This is a genomic window from Bradyrhizobium sp. LVM 105, from assembly GCF_003957705.1.
GTDB lineage: Bacteria > Pseudomonadota > Alphaproteobacteria > Rhizobiales > Xanthobacteraceae > Bradyrhizobium > Bradyrhizobium frederickii.
In genome coordinates this window covers 235,995-253,843 of the sequence record NZ_QZMV01000007.1, presented here as the reverse complement: position 1 = coordinate 253,843, position 17,849 = coordinate 235,995, and the positions used below count along the sequence as shown (strand labels likewise).

The 17,849-nt window shown below is 63.3% G+C and carries 13 protein-coding genes and 1 pseudogene; 7 read left to right on the top strand and 7 right to left on the bottom strand.

Annotated features, from left to right (window positions below; translation table 11 throughout):
- The first annotated feature begins 2 nt into the window (after positions 1-2).
- The 4 genes from D6B98_RS21455 (at position 3) to D6B98_RS21440 (ending at position 5,004) form a co-directional block, all read left to right on the top strand.
- Positions 3-1,157, top strand: a complete 1,155-nt coding sequence (locus tag D6B98_RS21455; protein ID WP_094974110.1) for an ABC transporter ATP-binding protein — start codon at positions 3-5, stop codon at positions 1,155-1,157.
- Positions 1,154-2,950 (top strand): ABC transporter permease subunit, encoded by a 1,797-nt coding sequence (locus tag D6B98_RS21450; RefSeq protein ID WP_126258910.1) that lies wholly within the window; start codon positions 1,154-1,156, stop codon positions 2,948-2,950. Before D6B98_RS21455 ends, D6B98_RS21450 begins: the two co-directional genes overlap by 4 nt.
- A 26-nt stretch (positions 2,951-2,976) precedes the next feature.
- Positions 2,977-4,071, top strand: coding sequence for an extracellular solute-binding protein (locus D6B98_RS21445; protein WP_126258909.1), 1,095 nt, complete (start codon positions 2,977-2,979; stop codon positions 4,069-4,071).
- Positions 4,072-4,191: 120 nt separating this feature from the next.
- Positions 4,192-5,004 carry an IclR family transcriptional regulator gene (locus D6B98_RS21440; RefSeq protein ID WP_126258908.1) on the top strand — a complete coding sequence of 271 codons (813 nt, stop codon included), beginning with the start codon at positions 4,192-4,194 and terminating at the stop codon, positions 5,002-5,004.
- Positions 5,005-5,676: 672 nt separating this feature from the next.
- Here the strand turns inward: D6B98_RS21440 and D6B98_RS21430 are convergent.
- Positions 5,677-6,189 (bottom strand): annotated as a pseudogene (locus tag D6B98_RS21430) (beta-barrel domain-containing protein); the annotation flags it as partial.
- A 781-nt stretch (positions 6,190-6,970) separates the two neighbouring features.
- Here D6B98_RS21430 and D6B98_RS21425 point away from each other — a divergent pair.
- A complete protein-coding gene (locus D6B98_RS21425) occupies positions 6,971-7,234 on the top strand; it encodes a hypothetical protein (RefSeq protein WP_126258907.1) in 264 nt (87 codons plus the stop codon).
- Between the two features lie 154 nt (positions 7,235-7,388).
- On the opposite strand, the gene D6B98_RS21420 is transcribed toward D6B98_RS21425, so the two are convergent.
- From D6B98_RS21420 to D6B98_RS21410, 3 genes are all read right to left on the bottom strand, one after another.
- Entirely contained in the window at positions 7,389-8,687 is a 1,299-nt protein-coding gene (locus D6B98_RS21420) for a lysine N(6)-hydroxylase/L-ornithine N(5)-oxygenase family protein (RefSeq protein ID WP_126258906.1), read from the bottom strand.
- Between the two features lie 22 nt (positions 8,688-8,709).
- Positions 8,710-9,651, bottom strand: coding sequence for a GNAT family N-acetyltransferase (locus D6B98_RS21415; protein WP_502699909.1), 942 nt, complete (start codon positions 9,649-9,651; stop codon positions 8,710-8,712).
- Between the two features lie 299 nt (positions 9,652-9,950).
- Complete coding sequence (locus D6B98_RS21410) at positions 9,951-11,648, bottom strand: cyclic peptide export ABC transporter (protein WP_126258904.1); 1,698 nt, start codon at positions 11,646-11,648, stop codon at positions 9,951-9,953.
- A gap of 294 nt (positions 11,649-11,942) precedes the next feature.
- Between D6B98_RS21410 and D6B98_RS21405 the strand changes: the two genes are divergently transcribed.
- Both D6B98_RS21405 and D6B98_RS21400 read left to right on the top strand, forming a co-directional pair.
- Complete coding sequence (locus tag D6B98_RS21405) at positions 11,943-13,004, top strand: siderophore-interacting protein (protein WP_164718763.1); 1,062 nt, start codon at positions 11,943-11,945, stop codon at positions 13,002-13,004.
- Positions 13,001-13,855 carry an ATP-binding cassette domain-containing protein gene (locus D6B98_RS21400; protein WP_126258902.1) on the top strand — a complete coding sequence of 285 codons (855 nt, stop codon included), beginning with the start codon at positions 13,001-13,003 and terminating at the stop codon, positions 13,853-13,855. Before D6B98_RS21405 ends, D6B98_RS21400 begins: the two co-directional genes overlap by 4 nt.
- A 6-nt stretch (positions 13,856-13,861) precedes the next feature.
- Here the strand turns inward: D6B98_RS21400 and fhuB are convergent, their stop codons facing one another.
- The 3 genes from fhuB to D6B98_RS21385 form a co-directional block, all read right to left on the bottom strand.
- Complete coding sequence (fhuB, locus tag D6B98_RS21395) at positions 13,862-15,868, bottom strand: Fe(3+)-hydroxamate ABC transporter permease FhuB (RefSeq protein WP_205680502.1); 2,007 nt, start codon at positions 15,866-15,868, stop codon at positions 13,862-13,864.
- Positions 15,855-16,691, bottom strand: coding sequence for an ABC transporter substrate-binding protein (locus D6B98_RS21390; protein ID WP_164718762.1), 837 nt, complete (start codon positions 16,689-16,691; stop codon positions 15,855-15,857). The genes fhuB and D6B98_RS21390 overlap by 14 nt, the downstream gene beginning before the upstream one ends.
- Before the next feature lie 177 nt (positions 16,692-16,868).
- Positions 16,869-17,849 carry an alpha/beta hydrolase gene (locus D6B98_RS21385; RefSeq protein ID WP_126258900.1) on the bottom strand — a complete coding sequence of 327 codons (981 nt, stop codon included), beginning with the start codon at positions 17,847-17,849 and terminating at the stop codon, positions 16,869-16,871.

Genomic DNA, 17,849 nt, shown 5'->3' with positions numbered 1-17,849 from the left:
GAATGGGTGAGCCCGCGGCTCTGCGCACGACGCGCTCCGGCGATGTAGGCGCTCGGACGTCGCCAAGCGGCCTCCCCCGGGAGCGCGGCACCATCGGATCAAGCATCGCCGTCCGCGACGCCGTGAAGCGATACGGCAGCTTTCATGCGGTCGACCGGATCAGCATCGACATCGAGCCAGGTGAATTCATCACGCTCCTCGGCCCTTCCGGCAGCGGCAAGACGACGCTGCTCAACCTCGTGGCCGGATTCCAAAGCCTCGACAGCGGCGAGATCCTCGTCGACGGCAAGCCCGTCCACAACGTGCCCACGCACAAGCGCGGCTTCGGCATGGTCTTCCAGAGCTACGCGCTGTTTCCCAACATGACGGTGAGCCAGAACGTCGCGTTTCCGCTTCGCATGGCGGGCGTCGACCGGGCAACCACGGACCGACGCGTCGCCGAGACGCTGGAAATCATGCGCCTGACGGAGCATGCGACGAAGTCCCCCTCGCAGATGTCGGGCGGGCAGCAACAGCGCGTCGCGATCGCCCGCGCCATCGTCAGGAGGCCGAGGGTCGTGTTGATGGACGAACCGCTCAGCGCCCTCGACAGGCGGTTGCGCGAGTCGATCCAGATCGAGATTCGCGACCTGCACCGGACCATCGGCAGCACGATCCTGTTCGTCACCCATGACCAGGGCGAAGCCCTGACCATGAGCGACCGCATCGCGGTGCTCAACGCGGGCAAGATCGTCCAGATCGGCCGCCCCCTGGACATCTATCGACATCCAACGGATCGCTTCGTCGCCTCGTTCGTCGGCGAGAGCAACCTGATCGAAGCAGAGATTCTGCAGAAGCGCGGATCGACGCTGACGATGAAGAACCGCGCGGGATACGTGTTCAGCGCCGAAAGCCGGGACACGATCGACGTCGGGCGCGCAACCGTGCTGGTGCGTCCGGAACGCATCGCCGTATCGAACGAGCCGACTGCGAATTCCACACCCGTCAGCGTCACGTCTGCCATCTTCCTGGGCGAGATCCTGCGGATCGAGGCTCACATGGAGGGCGGAGAGCCGCTCCTGATCAGGTGCACCGACATGGCGGACCGGCCCCTGCCCTCCGTCGGGGATCGTCTGCACGTGAGCTGGGGCGCCGCGGACTGTTGGGTGCTTGCATGAGCTCGGCATCGATCGGCGTCCAGGCGGACCGTCCTGCGGAGCTTGATCTTGTCAGGAGGCTGAAGGATCCGGCCCTGCTGCTGCTGCCGGCGCTTGTCTTCCTGGCCTTCATCTATCTCCTCCCGCTCATCGATCTCATCCGTATCAGCGTCAGCGGACCGTCGTGGTCGTCGTATTTCGCGCGGGTGTTCGCGATACCGCTCTATTGGGATTCGCTCGTCCGCACGATGCAGATCTCGGTGACCGTCGCGGGCCTGTGCCTGCTGTTCGGATATCCGACCGCGCTGCTCATTCACCGCAGTCGCGGCATTGCCCAGGTCCTGATTGCGACTGCGATCGTGCTGCCCTATTTCATCGCCATCCTGATCCGGACCTACGCCTGGATGGTCCTGCTCGGCCGCAACGGGCCGGTCAACAAGCTGCTGGTCTCGATCGGCATATTGAGCGAGCCGGTGCAGCTTCTGTTCAATCGCGGCACGGTGCTTCTCGGCATGACCGCGGTGCTTCTGCCGCTGATGGTGCTGACGATCTATTCCAGCGTAGCGCGCCTCGACCAAAGCCTGACGCGCGCGGCGCTCGCCAGCGGCGCCGGGCCTCTTGCGGCGTTCTGGCGCGTGTTGCTTCCGCTCACCTTGCCCGGGATGGGCGCCGGCTTCCTGCTGGTCTTCGTCGCCGCGATCGGCTTCTTCATCACGCCGACCCTGCTCGGGGGACCCGGCGACCAGATGTTTGCCATGCACATCACCCAGCAGGCGGACTCGGTCACGTCGGAGGGATTCCTGCAAGCCTTGGGCGTGGTGCTGCTGACGATCACGTTGGCGGTGGTCGCGGTGGCCGGACGTTTCCTCGGCTTCGAGTTCATCTGGGGCGGCCGCAAGCTGACGGCGGCCGTGCCAAGAGCCACCGACGTCCACACGGGCGATGCCGGCCGCCGCAGCTTCGGCGCGTCGGTTGCCGATTTCATCGGTTGGCCGCTCCTGCGGCTGTTCGGGCGGCTGCCGGCGAGCTGCGGGACCTGGACCGTGCGCCTCATGGGCGGCCTGGTCATTGCCATTCTCATCCTGCCCATCATCGTGGTGATGATCATCTCCTTCAGCAGCGCGAGCTATCTAACCTTCCCGCCGCCGGGCTTTTCATTGCGCTGGTATGAGCAGTTCTTCTCGGATTCGAACTGGATGCGGGCGTTCTGGACATCCCTGGTCGTCGCGGCGATGTCGGCCGCCATCGCGATCGCACTGGGCGCCTCGGCGGCCCTCGGCATCGTCAGGAGTAACATTCGCGGCAAATCAGCCATCATGCTGCTTCTCGTAAGTCCGATCATCGTCCCCCCGGTCGTGCTCGGCCTGTCGCTCTACAGCCTGTTCCTGCGCTTCGATCTCGTCGGCTCCGTGTTCGGCCTTGCCGCCGCGCATGCGATCGGCGGCCTTCCCCTCGTCGTGGTGATCCTGTCCGCCTCGCTTCAAGGCGTCGATTCCAGGCTCGAACAAGCGGCCGCCGTCCATGGCGCGTCGTCCTTGACGGTGTTCCGCCTGGTGACGCTGCCGGCCATCATGCCGGGCCTTGCCGCAGCGACGTTCTTCGCCTTCCTGCATTCGTTCGACGAACTGGTGTTGACGCTGTTCCTGTCGAGCGCGGAGCTGAAGACGCTTCCGCTCATGCTGTGGGGCGACGTCAACTATCGGCTCAACCCGGTGCTGGCCGTGGTCTCGACGCTGGAGGTGCTGCTGGTGGTCGCCGGGCTCGCCCTTGCACGCCCCGTTCTCGCGACGTCGCGGAAGGCGACGTCACAATGATCGATTTCAACTGGAGGAAAGAGAAAATGCTGGGAATGAAACGCTGGCGGCTATCGGCTTCCGTATTGGCCTCGGCCCTGTTCGTCGCGATGGGAACGGGTCTGGCTCAAGCGCAGAGCAACGTCGTGATCATGCAGGATCCGGGCGGCGGGTATGGCGATGCCTTGCGAAGGGTCATGTACGATCCGTTCGAGAAGGAGACCGGCATCAAGGTCGTCACCGTCCAGGAAGCCCGTAGCGGCCCCCGCATCAAGGCTCAGGCCGAGGCCGGCAAAGCGCAATGGGACCTGACGTTCATCTTCGACCAGGAGACGAAGCTGCTCGGCGATTGCTGCCTGGCCGACATCGACTATTCCAAGCTGTCGGACGGGGCGAAACAGACGCTGGCGGCGATGCCGGACAATTTGAAGCGCAAGAAGGGCGTGGCCTTGCAGGTGATTGGCGTCGGCCTCGTCTACAACAAGGACAAGTACAAGGGCGAAAACGTACCGACGAGCTGGGCCGACTTCTGGGACGTGAAGAAATTCCCCGGCCGGCGCTGCATGCCGGCCTGGCCGCGTTTCGTGTTCGAAGCGGCGCTGATGGCCGACGGCGTGGAGAAGAGCAAGCTCTACCCGATCGACATGGAGCGGGCGCTGAAGAAGGTCAAGGAGATCAAGCCGCACATCGCCAAATGGTGGACGACGTCCGCCCAGCCGCCGCAACTCCTGCTCGACGGCGAGGCCGACATGTGCATGGCCTACACCGGCTCAATGAGCAAGCTCGCCCTGGAGGGCGCGCCGATCGACCTGACCTTCAACCAGGGCTTCGTCTACTACGACTTCTTCTCGATCCCCAAGGGCGCGCCGAACTACGACAACGCGCTCAAACTGCTGTCCTGGCGGCTCGAGCCCAAGCGCGCGGCACAGCTCACCTCGACCTTCCCGGTCGCCCTCCCCTCCCGGGTCGTGTTCGAGGCCGCCACCGACAAGAAGCTCGCCCGCTACTGGGCCAACAACCCGGACAACATCTCGAAGGCGATCGAGTGGAGCCCAGATTACTGGGGCGGACCTTCGCCGGCCGGAAACTCCACCAACGAAGAGTACGGGCAGGAGAAGCTCAACGCCTTGCTGGCTCAATAGGCAGGCTGATCCGCAGATGTCCCCGATCCGCAAGGATCGGGGACACCCGATCCGCGGGACTATGGCCGACCGCCCGGCCATGCTAGATCGGATGAAAGATCATTCTATTTCGGCTGACGGATGGACAAGGCTTTTATCAAGGGACTGCGTCTGCTGGAAACGCTTGCTCTGAGCGAGCAACCTCGCGGGGTCACGGACCTCGCGAGCGAGTTGAAGCTCACCAAGAGCAACGTGCATCGGCTGCTTATGACCTTGCAGTCCCAAGGATACGTGCGCCAGATCCCCCCGCACAGCATGTATGAGCTCACGACCAAGATCTGGGCGCTGGGCAGCCACGTCATCCACCGGATGGATCTCATCAACGTCGCGAGACCGGCAATGACGAAGCTTGCCGAGATCACCGGCGAAACCATTCACCTGTCCGTGCTCGAAGATACTGACGTCGTCTACGTCGATAAGATCGAAAGCGCTCACCATATCCGCGCCCATACGAGCGTTGGCATGCGCGCACCTGCTTTCACGATGGCGACAGGGAAAGCGATGCTCGCACATATGCCGGATGACTACCTGGAACGATTCCGGCCGCATCTCAGGCGCTACACGGAAACGACGCGAACGACGCTCGAGGAGCTGCGGGAGGACATTGAGCTCGCACGCGCGCAGGGTTACTCCTCCGTGCTGCATGGCGAGTGGCGCGAGGGCATCGCGGCCTGCGCCTGCGCGATCCTCGGCCGCTCCGGCGAACTCGTCGGAGCGATCGGCATGTCCGGCCCCGACACCCGCATCAAGCGCAAGCAGATCAAGGAATATTCAGTTCACGTGATGGAGGCAGCCAGAACCATCGGCGCCGCCCTTGGCTATTCCAGGCTGGCGGCATACCCCAAAGCAAGAGGCGATTCTCCGCCTCCCCATCAATCGCGACGCGCACCTTGATTTTGCCCGCCGCGACGTCTGCGGCAGTGCCGACAGAGCCTCCGTCTTGGCAACGAAGTCGGGCGTTCGAGTCCATGGTCCGCTACATCGCTAAACGCACTATTTTGGATTCGGGATTCCTATCGACGGGCAGCCTCACTTGGAACATCGGATCTCGACAGTCCGCTAAAAGCCGCCGGTCTTGCACGGCAAGCCCCTGTCGTCGATACCAAGCTCACGCAAGCCGAGGCCTGGCAGCCCTTTCCGCGCAAGATCAATGCGAAACGTTGAGCGCGACGAGAAAGCGGGAGACCATGTTGTACGCAGCGACGGTCGCCACGACTTCCACAATCCCGCCATCGTCGAACGTTTCCCTGAGCCTCCCAAGCACGCAAAGACGACCTGCTGACACTTCAGCCTGGTCGTTTTGACGCAAAGTCTTGCTTTGATCCATCATAGGCTAATTTGAGCCAAATTCGCCCAAACCGAGCCAGTTTGAACCAACCCGAAGAGAGAACCGGATTCGGGGTTGCAGTATCCCCAGCTACATAGGGCGCTACTTAAAGCCGACCGCGGAGTCACAGTGCGTCTGCCTTCAAGCGCAGCGGACGACAACAGCTGACGTGCCTGGCGGACGCCGTCTTTCGAAGAACCAAATTCGTCTCAGTAAAAGTCCCGCGGTCCCAAAGATACCTATCGTTCTCGAAACGCCTTGAGGATTTGGTCATGCAACGGCTTCACTAGATAGGATGCAACGGTTCTAGTGTCGGTCTGGATAAAAGCCTCTACCGGCATGCCCGGCACCAGACGTAGATTTCCAAGTCGCTCCAGCTCATCTCTGAGCAGTGCAATTCGTGCAATATAGAAGGTCGCAGCCGTCTTCGGGTCTTGGGCGATGTCTGCCGATACACGGCTGACAATCCCATTGATCTCAGGCGTCGTACGCTGACTGAACGCAGAGAATCGCAGCACAGCTTTCTGACCGATCCGGACCTGGTCGATGTCGCTCGGCGAGATCTTGACTTCGACGTCGAGTGCGTCTTCCTCCGGCACGATCAGCATCATCATTTCGCTAGCGCCGACAACACCGCCGATCGTGTGTACGGCCAGTTGATGCACGGTGCCGCTCTGCGGCGCGCGGACGTCAATGCGCTTGAGCTGATCCTCCGCCGCAACCTTGCGTTCTACGAACTCGGCAGTTTTGCCCAGCGCAATCGCGCCGGCGGCGGCGTTGATCTCGTTGAACGCGAGCAGTGCGCCGTTGAGCATCGAACGCGCGACGACGCTTTACGACCCCGTCGTCGAGAACATCACACCGATGCGATATAGCGCCCGCGTCATCACTCGATCCAAAACAAAAAAAGCGCCCGCCGGCCGTTAAGCCGAGGGCGCCCTCGCCGCCAACCAAACACGCAAGATGCGTGGCGTTGGAAATGGTTTGAACTCGTCGCGTTGACGGGCTGTGCTGCCCAACGCGCTTGAACGATACGGTCGTTGAGATCGAAATCGAAGTCAAGCGCGTTATTGCAGCGCAGATTGCTGCAATTCATATCGCCGTGCAGCAAATCTGTGCAATGCCGCGGCGTGTGCTGACGAGATGGCATGCGTTGCATTGTCGGGCATGGCAGGTGTGAACTCGAATGTGCGGATCGCGATCGGCGCCAGTAGAGGTGCAAGATTGGCTGTTCGACAGCTTGGAGACAACGCGTTGCGCCTGGTCATGCGGTCTCGTTTGCGCGTTCGGCATCCACGCGGGCATTCGGCCGCGAAACGGAGCGAGACGAGCTAGCCTTATTGCAACTGACAGGGATTACAGGTGCAGGCCACGGCCTTGCGGAGCCACTTCGTGCAAGTGCTCCTCCGGTGCCGAGGCGATCGCCGACGAGAGAGGGCAACGACGGCTGCCTTTCCTAACGGACGGATTCCGGAAGGCAAAGTGACAGATGACGCTATCTAGGCTTTCACCGACATCGCGAAGGCGATGTCCATGAGCGGCCATCCACTTCTCGATCCGGCGCACGCCTATCTGTCCCAGTCCTGGCTGTGCAAGGAGTTCGGCCCTGGTATGGAGCGACGCAATCTCGAGGAGATATTTCATGCGCGTCAACGGCTCTCTGCCGACCAACGCAGCGAGGGGGCTGTGAACCAATATGACTGCAATCCGCTCCGGCAACTGACCGTAGCTTTGCTCGAAGGCTCTCCTCAAGGTCAGTTCCACCCGAAGCTGCAAACATTCCAAGGATCGTTCTAAGATCACCTCTAGCAGAGCCGTATGGCGTTGTCCTTGCTGTACACGCCTCGGTTGATCTCGATTAGACAAGTTCTAGATCGAAGGCGCTCCAAATCGAAATCGGAACACGCCAAATTCCGTCGAACGGATCGCGAATGAAATGGGATGGGACCCGTTAAGCGATGAGTTCCCGGCGCGAGATTGTCGAGAGCAGAGACTGCGCAATCTCCTGCGACCGCACGGCAATCACCGAAAGCAGCGTGTCGCTCAGGCCGTGGGAGGATTCCGAATAGCCCTGGAGGTGGATCTGCGGCCGGAACGCCGGATTGGTCACGAGCCGGTAGTTGCGATCCAGCGCCGCATCGCGAATATAGCGGCGGATCGGTTCGAGAAACCCGTGCGGCGTATCCCTGTCGTATCCCGTCGCCAGAACGACCACGTCATAGGTCGAACGACGGTTTTCGCCGCGAAACTTGTCGATCACGCCGATCTCGATGCCGTCCGGTCCCGCATCCACATTGGTAATCTCGCTGCGGGGACGCAACACGACCCTTGCGTCGCCGCCGACGCGCTGCTGGTAGAGCAGCCGATACAGCTGGTCCAGCAGGTCGGAATCGACGACGGCATAGTTGGTGTTCCGGAAGTTGCGGACGATCGCATCCCGCCGGTCGGCAGGCTGCGCGTAGACGAAGTCCGTATAGTCGGGGTTGAAGATCTCGTTGACGAAGGGACTGCTGTCGGACGGCTTGAGAGCATGGCCGCGGAAGATCAGATCGATATGCGCTTCGGGACATCGGCCCTGAAGATCGACCGTTACCTCGGTCGCGCTCTGTCCGCCACCGACGACGGCCACGCGCACGGTCCGACCGCGCGGGACAACGCGCTCGATCAGGTCGAGATAGCGGCTGGAATGCAGCAGCCTGCGATCGTCGGCAGCCTTGGCAAACACCTGCGGAACATAGGGCTGGCCTCCCACCGCGACCACGAGATTTCGCGCCAGCCGCACGGTCTCCCCGCCGGCGAGCGAGCGCGAATGCACCCGCAACGACGTCACCGTCTGCCCGGCCGTCACCGGCTCGACGGCGACGATGGTCTCGCCGTAAGCGGCCTGCGACTTGAAATGGCCCGCCACCCACTGCAGGTAATCATTGAACTCGACCCTGCTCGGATAGAACGTCCGGCAGTTGATGAAATCCAGCAGGCGGCCGCGCTTGTGCAGGTAGTTCACGAAGGTGAAGGGACTGGTCGGATCGCGCAAGGAGACCAGATCTTTGAGAAACGATATCTGCATGTCGCTGCCCGGAAGCAGCATGCCGCCATGCCAGGTGAAGTGCGGTTGCTTCTCCACGAACAGCGGCGTGCATTTCAGCCGTGATCGCTTCGCGCATTCGTCCAATGCGATGGCGAGTGCGAGGTTGGAAGGCCCAAATCCGACGCCAATGACGTCGTGCTCGATCGCAAGTTGATGAGACATGAAGCCGCGCTCCGCTTGCGCTTTAAGAGGAGACCGTTGGGCCGGCCACTGCCGGAAGCCAAAGCCGATCGCCGAAGAAGCGCTCGCGCAACAGCATGACCAGGGTCGCGCGCTTGTGGGGAAAGTCGAAATTCTTGATCTTCGCAAACCCCGAGCGCTCGAGATTGCGAAGCTGCTGGGAGTGCGCCGCCGCCGGCTCCCCGACGATCCGCTGCGTACGGCAATCGTCGAGAAACATGTAGTGCATCAGAGACGGCAGCCACGCGCTGATGTAACGACCGCCGCGAAAAGCGTCCTCGCCCACGACCACGTGCCATCCCCGGTCATAGTCATCGGCATCATAGAACGGCGCGATGCGATTTTCCTTGGCCCAATAGAGCTCGAAATAGCCGAACGGCTCATCACCGAAGCAGCCTATCAACGGCAGTATATGGGGATCAGCCAGGATGCCGGCCAGATACCGCCGATGCTTGTCGAGATCACCCGCCTCGTTCCAGAACGCATCGACGCGGGGGTCATTCATCCAGCGATGCAACAAATGGAGATCATTCTCGAGATCGGCCACGCGAAACGAGAGGACCTCCGACAGCCAGGGAATGAAACGGCCGTACACCTTTCCCGCCGGCTTTGCGGCGCGGCGCGGATGGCGCTTGCCGTCCGTCATGACGTGGAGTTGCGGCAATGGCGGTCGCCCGGGGTTGACCAGCCAATTGTCCCGCCGCTGCATGACCAGTTCGGGCAGCAGCACCAGCTGCCCCTCGGACACGATGGCGAGACCACTCTCTGTCAGCTCTCGTGCAAGCGGCGCTCTTCCAGCGAAGTCCAGAACGAGCCGATCGGCGCCCGGTCGCCAGGCAAACAGCGCCTCGGCGGACGCCGACACCGCCCGTGCCGCAACCTCGCGGTCGTCCGAAGCATTCAGGATCTCGATGTGATCGACGCGCTCGCGCAGACGCAGTTCCAACGCGGTCACATCCGCGGCGACGACGCGAAGACGATCGCCCTCCTGGAAAACGGTCTGGGCGGAATATGGGCCGACCGGGAACGCACGAGGTCCGGTCCCGGAATCCGAAGCCTTGTTCATCCGGCCCTCGCATCTCGATCATCGCTGAGGCGTGGTGTAGATCACTCACCTACAGGCTGACAAGAAATGCGCGCACACGCAGATTAGATTCTCTACAAATCTGACGGCCTGTCGCAAAACGGGATCGCATGACGTGGTTTGCGTGCGACAGATGGCATCAGCGGCTCGCTAAAATGTGTCTAAAGCGGCGCATGGGTTGGAACAGCTGAAGCCCCAACGACGTTGCTGCCCTTCGCCTCGCTTGCGACGATCTTGCCGTCGCGCAGCCGCACCAGATGATCCGCAATCCCGAAATAGCGATCATCGTGTGAAATCACGATGATGGTCTTTCCGAGACGCTTCAGATCGGGCAGCAGCTCCGTATAGAAGATGTGCCGGAACGCCGGATCCTGATCTGCGGCCCATTCGTCGAATACGAGCACGGGTCTTTCCTCGAGCCATGCATTCATCAGCGCCAATCGCTTGCGCTGTCCGGTCGACAGGTCCGTCGTCGTGAACACGCCGTTCTCGACCGAAACCTTGTGCGCGACCTCCAGCCGCTGGAGATAGCGTTCCGCGACATCAGGAACCACGCCCTCTCCACGAATGAGATCCTCAAACAGATAATAGTCGGAGAAGATGGTCGTGAAGAGCTGGCGGTAATCGTCGCGTGTCTCCGTCAGGACCGGCGAACCGTCCCGCAGCACGGCGCCGCCATGCGGAGCATAAAGGCCCAGCAACAACTTGATCAGGGTCGTCTTTCCGCTGCCGTTCTGCCCCACGATGAAGACGATGTCGCCTTGCCGAACGAGCAGATCAACCGGCCCGAGGACAAAGGGATCGCTGCCCGGCACGGCGCGAAAAGCATAGGTTACGCCGCGGAGCTCGATGGATTCGATGGTGGTCTTGGCGGGCGCAGCGGGAGCACTGGCCAGCAGATCGTGCTCGGGGGTCGAGAACTGCTCCGAGAGCTCCGCAATGCGGCGCATCGCGACCTGGGCGCGGCCGAGCGCCGGCAGGATGCCGATGACCTGGTCGATGGGCCCGCGCATAAAGAGCAGCACCAGCACGAACCCGCTGGACACCGCAACGGGACTGTCGGGCCACAGGAACGGTCGCAAGGTCAGCGCCACGCCAATCACGACGAAGAACAGCATCGTCCCGAACGCCCGCGCCGTCACGAACAGATTGATCGACCTGATCTGCACCGAGCTGATCCGGTCGACGGTCTGCTGGAGCTGCTCGACATAGACGCGCCGACGGCGCACGCGATTAAGGCGCAGCTCCTTGGCACCTTCGGCGATCGCGCGATACTGCTTGTGCAGCTGATCTTCGGCCTCTCGCGCGGCGCTGAAGCCGCGAACGCCGCGCGTCCTCGCATATCCATGCGCCAGCGATCCCAGCACGATGACGACTCCCGTGATCAGGAAAAGCTGCCAAGACAGCACCGCCAGGTAAACCATGCAGCCGAGCGCGATCACGAGCGACACGAAAAAGGACGAAAAGAAGAACGCGAAATCGCTGATCATGTCGACATCCTGCGTGAGAACCGGGATCAGGCGATGCGTCCGGTAGATTTCGAGCTGATCGATCGGCGCAGCCAGAATTTTGGCGGCGAGCGACTTACGAAGCTCGGCGATGATCCGCTGTCCGACATAATTGGCGCTGATGTCGGCGCCAATGGAACCGATCAGGATCAGAAGGCACAGGCCAGCGAAGGCGAAAAACAGCGTTACCACGTCGGCCTGCGTGGCATAAAGCCCATGATTCACGACCGCGAGCAACGCCGCGACGGAGGCACCGCCGACCACTCCCAGAACGCTGCCGCCGAGCACGAGTGGCCAGTAAGGCCGCAGGAGCTGCAGGATCTGCGTCGTCAGGCCGCTTCGTGAGTTCATGATGAGAGCCGCGCTGGAGGAGACCTGAAGCGAACCTATATGGCCGGACAAGCCGTGCCGAAGTGATGCGAATACATGATGGCGGCCCCGCAACTCCAGCGCTTATTTTCGCTGCTCTTTCGATGGATTCTAATTTGGGATCGGCAATGCCTTTAATATGATGCGGGTAGTATCGCTTTTGCATCGCAGCCGGCGAGCGAGCAGGATTTATGATCCAGAGCCGTGCCAGGCCGCGACATCCGGACATCGAAGCACTTGCAGGCTGGCATCGGACAGGGCCGGTGGAGAATGACTTTGGACTTGCTGATCTCCGAAACCCGCATCGCGCTTCCCGACGCCGCCGGCCTCGCCGCGCGGATGATCGATCATCTGGCCGAGCATGACATCGCCTTCGAGGACCGGGACGGTCTCATGGTGGCGAAACTGCCGTTCGGCACCAGTTCCCTCGCCGTCGAGGCCGAAGCGCTCAAGATTCGCGTCGAGGCCAACGACAAGGGTAATCTGGAAATGCTGCGCTCGGTCGTCGCCTCGCATGTGATCGAGTTCGCGGGCGACATTGCCCCGACCATCATTTGGTCCGGTCACGAATCCAGCGGCGGCACGCTGGCCAATTTCCGTGAAATGCGGCTGAAGTCCGCGATCACCCTGACGCCGCACATGCGGCGGCTGACCTTCACGGGCGACGATATCGCCCGTTTCGTGAATGACGACGACCTGCACGTGCGGCTGTACTTCCCGCCCGAGGGCCTCGCCAAGCCCGAATGGCCGTGGCCCGCGCCCGACGGACGTATCCTGTGGCCGGAGCCCGACCGCAGGCCCGTCACCCGCTATTACACGATCCGCCGCATCGACTTGCAGAGCCGCGAGATCGACATCGACTTCGTGGTCCATGATCATGCCGGGCCGGGCTCGGCGTTCGCCGTCAACGCGACGGCCGGCGCCATCTGCGGCATGGCCGGCCCGCTCGGCCGGGGCATTCGTCCGGCGCGCTGGATGCTGCTGGCGGGCGACGAAACCGCCCTGCCCGCCATCGCGCGAATTCTGGAGACGCTGCCCGCGACAGCGGCGGGTGAGGCCTTTATCGAGGTCGCGGATCGGCGCGAGGAACTTCCGCTGGCCGCCCCGGCCGGGGTAGCAATCCGCTGGTTGCATCGCGAGGGCCGTCCAGCCGGGACGACGCAGCTCCTGGTCGACGCCGTCAAGGCGGTGCGATGGCCGCACCATCAGGACGTCTTCGCCTGGATCGCGTGTGAGGCGCAGGCGCTGAAGGCCCTGCGCAACCATCTGCGCGATGAGCGAAAGCTTTCCCGCCACCAACTTCTGGCCGTCGCCTATTGGAGCCTGCGCCAACCATGACGATCCAACACGCGCAGACGAGCGAAAGGACGCTCGCCTTGCCAACCGACGTCACGCAGGCCTCGCTGGAAGCGCCCGCCCCCTTGTTCCAGCTCGACCAGGTCGGCTTCGCGGTGGCCGGGCGCGCGCTGCTCGAACCGCTGACGCTATCCCTTCCCGCGCGCAGCGTCGTCGGACTGATCGGCCATAATGGCTCCGGCAAATCGACCTTGCTGAAATTATTGTCGCGCCAGCAGCCAAGCTCGTCGGGAACGATCCGTTTCGAAGGCCGCGCACTGCGCGCCTGGAGCGATCGGGACTATGCCCGCAAGGTCGCCTACCTGCCGCAGCAGACGCCGCCCGCCGCCGGCATGCTGGTCAAGGAGCTGGTCGCACTCGGCCGCTATCCCTGGCACGGCGCGCTCGGACGGTTCGGTGACATCGACCGCGAGAAGGTCGCAAACGCCATGGCGTTGACCCATATCGAACCCTTTGCGGATCGCCTGGTCGATACGTTGTCCGGCGGCGAGCGCCAGCGGGTGTGGATCGCCATGCTGGTTGCGCAGGACGCCGAGTGCCTGCTGCTTGACGAGCCGACCTCGGCGCTCGACATCGCTCATCAGATCGAAGTGCTGTCGCTGGTCAGGCAGCTCGCCCGCGAGCGCAATCTCGGCGTGGTCGTGGTGCTCCACGACGTCAACATGGCCGCCCGCTTCTGCGACGAGATCATCGCGCTGCATTCCGGGAAGCTGATCGCGCGCGGCACACCGGACAAGATCATGACGCCGGCCGAGCTCGAAAACATCTACGGCATCCCCATGGGCGTGATGCCGTCGCCGGACCATGGCCATCTCATCAGCTTCGCGCGGTGAGCGCCGTCAACCGCGCTGCGGGCGCAGCAGCCAGATGAGATAGGGTCCAGCAAGCATCATGGCGAAGATGCCGGCGGGCATCTGGAACGGGAAGATCACCATGCGTCCGGCCCAATCCGCCGTGACCATCAGGATCGCCCCGATCAACGCGGCCAGCGCCGCCTGATGCAGCGCGCGCTGCGCCCCCATCATCCGTGCCATATGCGGCGCGATGAATCCGACCAGGCTCAGAAGACCAACCATCAGCGTGGCCGTCGCCGTCAGCAACGCCGTCAGCAGCATGATGATGACGCGGCTCCGCGTCAGCGAGATGCCGATCGAACGCGAGGTCGCAGGTCCCAGCGGCAGGATATCGAGCCAACGGGACAGCATTGGCACCATGATCAGCAGAACGAGCGCCGCGGCGGCGAGGATTGCGGCCTCGGCCGGGCCGATCTGGTAGAGCGAGCCTGTCAGCAGCGACAGCAGCGTGCCGATGCGGGGATCACCGGTGGCCAGCGCCATAGCAATGATCGCGCCGAATGCCGCGCTCATGGCGACGCCTGCCAGCAGCACGCGCTCCGGACTGAACTCGGACCGCCGGCTGAACAGCAGCACCAGCGCCAGCACGATGAAGGCGCCGATCCCGGCCGCTGCAATCTGCTCCAGCCGGGTGTGGGCGGGAAAGAGATAGAGCAGAACGATTACGCCCATCGCGGCGCCATAGCTGATGCCCATGACTTCCGGCGCGGCCATCGGATTTCCGGTCATCCGCTGCAGCAGCGTGCCGGCGACCGCCAGTGTCGCGCCTGCTGCCAGCGCCGACACCACGCGCGGCCAGCGCCACGGCCAGAATTCCTGCAAGCCCGACAGGCCGCTCCAGCGCCAGCCGTCGGAGCCGACGCCGAGGGCGAGTGCGATCCAGACGGCAAGCAGCAGCAAGACGAGCGCGAACAGGATCACGCGCCAGGGATGATCGAGCCGCGCCGGAACGGATGGCGTGAGGTTTCCCATCGGCATGGTGGCCCGCAGCCGCGGCAGCAGCACGAGCAACATTGGCGCGCCGATCAGGGCCGTCACCGCACCGGCCGGCATTTCGCGATAGCCGGGCGGGATCAGAAGCACGAGCTGATCCGTCAGCCACAGCAGCAGGGCGCCGCAAAGTGGCGCCCAGATCAGCCGGTCGCGAAACCGGCGCGCGCCTGACAGCATGACGATGGCCGGCGCGGACAAACCGATAAATCCCATGACGCCGACCACGCTGACGACCGACGCGCTGAGCGCGATCGCGATGACGAGTGCGAAAACCCGGGCCCTCGTCAATCCGAGGCCCAGATTGCGCGCGGTCTCGTCGTCGAAGCCGAGCAGGGTCAGCGGACGAACCATCGCCGCGATCAGCACGATCGAAATCAACAGCCGCGGCGCCAGGAACGTGACATTGCTCCAATCCTGCTGATTGAGGAAGCCGGCGCCCCAGATGAACAGACCGATCAGATATTCGTGGTTGAGCAGTACCAGCGCCTGGGTGGTCACCGCGCAGTAGTAGCTGACGATCAATCCAGCGAGCACCAGGACGACGGGCGACAGCGCACGCTTCCAGGTCAGCCCGAACACGCACAGGAACGCAGCGAACCCGCCGCACAGCGCAATCCACTCGCGGCCGAAGACCAGCAGCGACGGCGCCCACAGGGTCATTATGGCCAGCGCAAGATAGGCGCCGTTCAGGACGCCGATGGTGCTCGGCTCCGCAAGCGGATTGCGCAACACCTGCTGAGAGACCGTGCCGGCAAGACCGAGGGCTGCGCCGGCCAGCAGCGCCACCGCGATGCGCGGAAAAACGGTGTAGTGCACGAGCATCTGTTGGGGATCGGTGACCTCCGGCCGCCACAACACCGGCAGCCAAGCGCCGGCGGGCAGATATCCGGACAGGTTGCGCCAGGTCAGCGCGGCCGCCGCTGCCAGCAGCAAGCCGATCAGCACCGCCGGATGCATCTCCAAGCCGGACCGGGCCGGCAGTGCCTCAACCTTGCTCATGGCTTTCCCGCGGCAGACGTTCGGTGAGAAGGCGGGCGAAACGTTCGGCCGCCGGCACGCCGCCATAGAAGAACTGATTACCCAGGACCGTCAGCCGATGCGACCGAAGAGACGGCAGGGTTTGAAGCACAGGGCTTGCCTTCAGTAGCGCTTCGACATCGGCGACCCGCGAGGTCATCAACACCAGCCGCGCGTCCGGAACCGCGGCGAGCACTTCGAGCCCAACACTGGTATGGCCCCATGGGCCGCTCTGTCCGGTCCAGGCATTCCTCAATCCGCACTGATCGAGCACCTCCTGATAGAGGCTGTTCGGACCGAACACGAGCGCGCGGTTGCGCGCGATCTCGCTGACGAGATAGAGGGGCTTGCCGCCGCGACCGCGGAGCTGCTCACGATAGCCGGCCATGGCGACGTCGAAACGGGCGAAATAGGCTTCGCACGCCGGCTGCACTCCGAGACGTTTGGCAAGCTCCAGCGTCGAACGGCGCGCCGTGTCGAGAGGATGCCCGCCGGGTCTGAAGATCGTGAACGTTTCGACCGGCGCGATCAGCTTGAGCCGGGGGACGGCGGCCGCAATGCTGGGATCGATGACGATGATGTCGGGGGCGAAGCTCTGCAGCAGTTCGAGATTTGGCTCCGAACGCAGACCGACCTCCTGAACGCTGGGCGGAACAGGCGGCTCGACGACGAGCCGGCCATAGCGCTCGATCTCCGGAATCACCAGCGGCACGACGCCGAGCGCCAGTATCGTCTGGGCACAGGCCCAGCCGAGCGCGGCAATTCGGAGCCCAGCTTGCGGTCCACTGGTTTGGGCAAATGCCATTGGCCATGGGCTCGCAATGGCCGTGCCTCCGATCGCTGCGCCCGCGCCGAGGAGCGCACGGCGGGACAGCCTATGGTCTGGAATAGACGTGCTCATGGGATCCGTTCAGGCGCCTCTCGCACAGAAGCGCGAGAGATGATGATCATGACATACTCTCGTTCACACTGCATTGCCATATCAGGCCGCCTTTTCGCCAGCGGCGAGAAAGGCCTTGGCCAGCGCCCGCCCGATCGTCGCCCTCGCCTGCAAGGCATCGGCCACGACATTCCCCATACGCAGGAATTCATGGATCATGCCGGGATAAACGTGCAGATCGACGGGAACGCCGGCCGACGCCAAGCGGGCTGCATAATCGCGTCCCTCGTCCACCAGGGGATCGAACTCGGCGAGGACGATGCATGCGGGAGCGAGGCCCGACAAATCATCCGCTGTGAGCGGCGCGAACCGCCAATCGTCGCGGTCCGACTCGTCGCGGAGATATTGCCGGAAGAACCAGTCGACAGTGCTGCGCTCCAGCAGATGGCCGGTACCGTAGCGCTCGTAGGATGCGGAGGTTTGTCGGGAGCTGAGGCCGGGATAAGCGAGAACCTGAAGCACCGGCTGCGGAAGGCCCGTGTTTGTCCTCGCTTCGATCGCAAGCGCGGCAGCAAGCGTTCCGCCGGCGCTGTCGCCGCCGACGGCGATCCGGCGCGGGTCGAGCCCGATCGCGCGGCCCTCGAGGCCGATCCAGGCCAGCGCATCGACCGCATCCTCGAAGGCCGTCGGAAACTTGTGCTCCGGCGCAAGCCTGTAGCCGATCGAGAGCACGGCCGCCCCGCTGTCCTCGGCCAGGCCGCGGCACAATGGCTGATGCGAGTCGAGGCTGCCGACGACGAAGCCGCCGCCGTGCATGTAAAGAAGAATCGGAATGGGAGTGCGTTCGCTCGGCTGCGCGCTCGCATAAAGCCGCGCCTCGATCAGCGCGCCATCCCGCGTCGGCAGCGACAAACGCCGCTCATAGGCCAGGGCCGGCGGATCGACATCGAGCAGCGGCGAGGACGCATCGAAATCGGCTCGCGCCTGCGCCGCGGTCAATTGCGGAAACGGAATGCGCGCGCCGCCTTCGGTGCCGGCCTGCACCATCTCGAGCAATGCAGCGATATCTGGATCAAGACTCAA

Coding starts and splice junctions, on each gene's coding strand:
- D6B98_RS21455 (WP_094974110.1), top strand. CDS start 3: ATGGGTGAGCCCGCGGCTCTGCGCACGACGCGCTCCGGCGATGTAGGC.
- D6B98_RS21450 (WP_126258910.1), top strand. CDS start 1,154: ATGAGCTCGGCATCGATCGGCGTCCAGGCGGACCGTCCTGCGGAGCTT.
- D6B98_RS21445 (WP_126258909.1), top strand. CDS start 2,977: ATGCTGGGAATGAAACGCTGGCGGCTATCGGCTTCCGTATTGGCCTCG.
- D6B98_RS21440 (WP_126258908.1), top strand. CDS start 4,192: ATGGACAAGGCTTTTATCAAGGGACTGCGTCTGCTGGAAACGCTTGCT.
- D6B98_RS21425 (WP_126258907.1), top strand. CDS start 6,971: ATGAGCGGCCATCCACTTCTCGATCCGGCGCACGCCTATCTGTCCCAG.
- D6B98_RS21420 (WP_126258906.1), bottom strand. CDS start 8,687: ATGTCTCATCAACTTGCGATCGAGCACGACGTCATTGGCGTCGGATTT.
- D6B98_RS21410 (WP_126258904.1), bottom strand. CDS start 11,648: ATGAACTCACGAAGCGGCCTGACGACGCAGATCCTGCAGCTCCTGCGG.
- D6B98_RS21400 (WP_126258902.1), top strand. CDS start 13,001: ATGACGATCCAACACGCGCAGACGAGCGAAAGGACGCTCGCCTTGCCA.
- fhuB (WP_205680502.1), bottom strand. CDS start 15,868: ATGAGCAAGGTTGAGGCACTGCCGGCCCGGTCCGGCTTGGAGATGCAT.
- D6B98_RS21390 (WP_164718762.1), bottom strand. CDS start 16,691: ATGGCATTTGCCCAAACCAGTGGACCGCAAGCTGGGCTCCGAATTGCC.